Below are 3,470 nucleotides of genomic sequence, written 5' to 3' on the forward strand. Positions count from 1 at the left end.
GAAGCTGTGCCATGCTGGGAGAGGATGCGGCAGGCTCCGGTGATTTTCTGGCTCCTAAGCAGGAGGATAATGCAGAAAATGTCTATGATTTTGACGGAGTAATTTATAGCGAAGAAGAATTAAAGACGAAGAGCTTTGAAGGAAAGCCGGTCTGGCAGCGTTTTATTATCTGTATTGCCGGCGTTTTCAACAACTTCCTTTTAGGCTTTTTGATTGCCCTTTTCCTCACCGGAACGATTGGGGTACAGCTTCCGAAAATTGCTGCCTCCAATGTATCTACTCCTGCCATGGAAAGCGGTTTACAGGAGGGAGATGAGATTCGCTTCATTAAAATCGGAAATGCCAAAGGAAGAACTGTTCATAGCTACTCCGAGCTTGCCATGTATATGGAGCTTCATAAGGAGGAGGTGCAGGAAGGAGAAGTCAGTCTTACGGTTCTTCGAGATGGGGAAAAGCTTAGTTTTCAGTTCCCTGCCTATAAGGATCCTTCTACAGGACTTTATCGTATGGGCGTGGCTCTTTCCTCTGAGCGAGTGAAGTTTCAAAACCCTTTAAAGACTATAGAGTACAGCTTTTATGAACTGGCCTTCAATGCCAGAGTGGTGATTGACAGTCTGGCGTTGATTAGTAAGGGAAAGGTAAGCAGACAGGAAGTTATGGGTCCGGTGGGCACGGTTGCGGTTATCGGAGAAAGTGTTTCCAGCTCCAGCCAATACGGATTTTTCGTAATGCTACTGGTTTTACTAAACTTAAGTATGATGTTGAGCGTAAATCTGGCGGTAATGAATCTTTTGCCTATTCCCGCCCTTGATGGAGGACGACTTCTGTTCATTCTTTTGGAAATGCTGGCAAGAAAGAGGCTTAATCCCAAGTGGGAGGAGCGAATCAATACCGCAGGGATGGTTTTTCTACTAGCCCTTATGGTATTGATTGTCGGAAATGATGTGTTTAATTTGTTGACCGGAGCCTATTCGAAATATTTTAGCTCATAAGTTTATTGTATAAAGGAATACTATGTTCAAAAGAGAAGATACTAGGGTAGTAGAAGTAGGAAATCTTAAAATCGGCGGTGGAAATCCGGTGGTTTTACAGTCCATGTGTAATACCAAGACGGAGGATATCAAGGGAAGTATAGCCCAAATTCTTAGACTGGCAGAGGCCGGCTGTGAACTGATTAGGCTTACCGTACCTACAAAAGAAGCGGCATTTGCCTTAAAGGAGATAAAGGCGGCTTCTCCCATTCCTATCGTTGCGGATATCCATTTCGACTACCGCATGGCGATTCTTGCCATGGAAAACGGCGCGGATAAAATCCGTATTAATCCGGGAAACATCGGCTCTTCGGAAAGGCTTCGGGCTGTGGTGGACTGCGCCAAGGAAAGAAAGATTCCCATTCGAATCGGGGTAAATTCCGGTTCCCTGGAAAAGGAAGTTTTGGAAAAATATCATGGTAGAGTTACTGCACAGGGACTTGCTGAGTCTGCCTTGGCGAATTTGCGTTTGGTAGAGGAAATGGGCTATCAGAATTTGGTACTTTCCATGAAGTCTTCCGATGTTTTAATGGCGGTGGAAGCCCATAAAATTGTAGCAGAATCCTGCCCCTATCCTTTGCATGTAGGCATCACAGAGTCCGGAACGGTTTGGTCCGGTAATATCAAATCTGCCATGGGACTGGCCATGATTTTGGGAGAAGGAATCGGAGATACGATTCGTGTGAGCCTTTCTGCAGATCCTGTGGAAGAAATTAAAAGCGGAAGACTAATCTTGGAAACTCTGGGACTGAAAAAGGGTGGTATCCATGTGGTTTCCTGTCCTACCTGCGGAAGAACCGACATTGATCTGATTTCTCTGGCTAATGCTGTGGAAAAGCTGGTCCAGTCCTATCCGGATAAATCCTTAAAGCTTGCTGTAATGGGCTGTGTGGTAAACGGTCCGGGAGAGGCCAAGGAGGCGGATTTGGCCATTGCCGGGGGCAAGGGTGTAGGGCTTTTGATGAAGCGCGGTGAAGTGATTCGGAAGGTGGAAGAGAAGGATTTGCTCTCCGCCCTCAAGGAGGAAATAGAAAAATACCCTGATTAAATAAATAGAAAGGATAGGCATGAAGCAGTTTTTTCAAGTATTTCAGGAATTAACGGTATCGGAGCATTTAAGGGGAATGTTTTTGAATACCACCATAAGCAGAATCACCTTGAAAAAAGACAGGTCGAAGCTGAGTATTTATTTGCATAGCGATCATTTACTGGAGCGAAGTGATATTCGGGAAATGGAAGAGGCTATCTATAAGCAGCTCTTTATCGGGAAGAAAATCAACATTTGCATCCGGGAAAGCTTTCATCTATCCAGCCAATATACGGCAAAAGTACTTTATGAGTTTTATGAAAAGTCTCTTTTTGAGGAATTAAAGGAAAGAAACATTCTCCTGTATCAGATGATGAAGCAGGGGGAAATGGAATGGAGAGAGGACGATCGTCTCTCTCTTATTTTAGAGGAACAAATTCTTTTTCAAAAGGAAGAAAAGGAATGTATCCGAGTCATTCAAAAGATTTTTGAAGAGCGTTGCGGCGTTCCTATCCATTTTACCATCCGGTTTGTGCCGGCAAATAAAAAGGCTGAGGAGGAAGAGGATAAGGCGATTGCTTCTCTGTATTCTTCTTCCGGAAATCCTGGATATTCAGAAGAAGGATTGACCGATATTTATCCAGGGGCAGAGGAAAGTGCAGCTTATCCCGGAACAGCAGATAGGGCAATACAGGATGGAGAAGCAGCTTCACTAAGCCAAGAGAGTTCCGCACTTTCTGATGGAAACAGCTCGTCAGAGAAATTTGCAGGACAAGGCCAAGACTTTCAGGCTGAGAAAAATGCAGGAAATACTCATGACGTTTTAGCAAAAAATAGTGCTAATACTGCTTTAGAGAAGAAATCCATAGAAGATTCTCTCAAGCAGAAGACAAGCTCCGGGGAAAAATCCTTTGAAAAGAAGGGCTTTGAGAAAAAAGGCTTTAACAAAGGAAAGTTCCAGTTTAAGCGTTCCGACCATAGTGATGTGTACTATGGCAGAGACTTTAGCGATACTCCCATTCCTTTAAAGGATATCCCGGAGGATGGCGGTTTGGTAACGGTGGAAGGCCTGATTATTCAGGTGGATGAACGAGCCACTCGCTCGGGAAAAACCATTTTCAGCTTCTCCTTTACGGATGATACGGATTCTTTAGCCTCTAAGATTTTTGTAGAGGAAGAGAATCTGGAGGAAGCCAGAGCCTTTCTCAAAAAGGATAATGCCATTTGCATTAAGGGAACTATGGAGTATGACAGCTACGACCAGGAGATGGAGCTGGCCCATGTGCAGGGGATTAAGAAATCTTCCTTCACCCGGAAAAAGAGAGAAGATTTAGAGAAAGAAAAGCGGGTAGAACTGCAAGATCGGAAGAGCGTCGTGTAGGGAAAGAGTGTAGATCTCGGTGGTCGCCGTA

2 protein-coding genes are annotated in these 3,470 nt (G+C 44.5%); both read left to right on the forward strand.

Going from position 1 to position 3,470, the window contains the following annotated elements; all coding sequences use genetic code 11:
- Positions 1 to 992, forward strand: a 992-nt coding sequence (locus RDQ32_RS10915) for a M50 family metallopeptidase (RefSeq protein ID WP_308580509.1), incomplete at its 5' end; no start/stop codon positions are given.
- A 22-nt stretch (positions 993 to 1,014) separates the two neighbouring features.
- Complete coding sequence (ispG, locus tag RDQ32_RS10920) at positions 1,015 to 2,079, forward strand: flavodoxin-dependent (E)-4-hydroxy-3-methylbut-2-enyl-diphosphate synthase (protein WP_308580510.1); 1,065 nt, start codon at positions 1,015 to 1,017, stop codon at positions 2,077 to 2,079.
- Positions 2,080 to 3,470: the final 1,391 nt, after the last annotated feature.

It is taken from the genome of uncultured Oribacterium sp. (assembly GCF_902481605.1).
In the GTDB taxonomy this organism is placed as follows: Bacteria; Bacillota; Clostridia; order Lachnospirales; family Lachnospiraceae; genus Oribacterium; species Oribacterium sinus.